Source organism: Streptomyces spinosus (genome assembly GCF_020400655.1).
GTDB classification, from domain to species: Bacteria; Actinomycetota; Actinomycetes; order Streptomycetales; family Streptomycetaceae; genus Streptomyces; species Streptomyces argyrophylli.
In genome coordinates, this window is record NZ_JAINRC010000067.1 from 1 (window position 1) to 586 (window position 586).

The following is a 586-nucleotide window of genomic DNA, read 5'->3' on the forward strand; positions in this document are numbered from 1 at the left end:
GCGGGCGTGTCCTCGAAGGTGTCCGGAACGGGCTCATTGACGATCATGTTGTGGGTGACCCTCCGGTCTGCGGGGTGGACGGTCGCAGGACGGTGAAGACGTGCGCGGGCCTGTGACCCGGTTCGAGGCGCACATAGTTGGCCCTGCCCCAGTAGTAGGTCTCGCCGGTGAGCTCGTCGCGCACCGGCACGGACTCGTGCCAGTCCAGGCCGAGTTGCGGCATGTCCAACGAGACCGTGGCCTCCTGGGTGTGGTGGGGGTCGAGGTTCACGACCACCAGAACCGTGTTCGATCCGCTCCGCTTCGAGTAGGCGATCACCGCGTCCTTGTCGGCGTGGTGGAAGTGCAGATCGCGCAGCTGTCGCAGGGCCGGCTGCCGGCGCCGGATGGTGTTGAGCTGGGTGATGAGGGGTGCGATGGTCCGTCCCTCGCGTGCGGCGGTTTCCCAGTCGCGGGGTTTGAGCTGGTACTTCTCGGAGTCCAGGTATTCCTCGCCGCCGTCCTTGAGCGGGGTGTTCTCGCACAGTTCGTAGCCGGAGTAGATGCCCCACGTGGGGGAGAGGGTGGCGGCGAGCACGGCACGGAT

At 66.7% G+C, this 586-nt stretch carries 1 pseudogene; it reads right to left on the reverse strand.

The window, feature by feature from the left end:
* Positions 1–43: 43 nt before the first annotated feature.
* Positions 44–586, reverse strand: a pseudogene (locus tag LG395_RS40935) (alpha-1,4-glucan--maltose-1-phosphate maltosyltransferase); the annotation flags it as partial.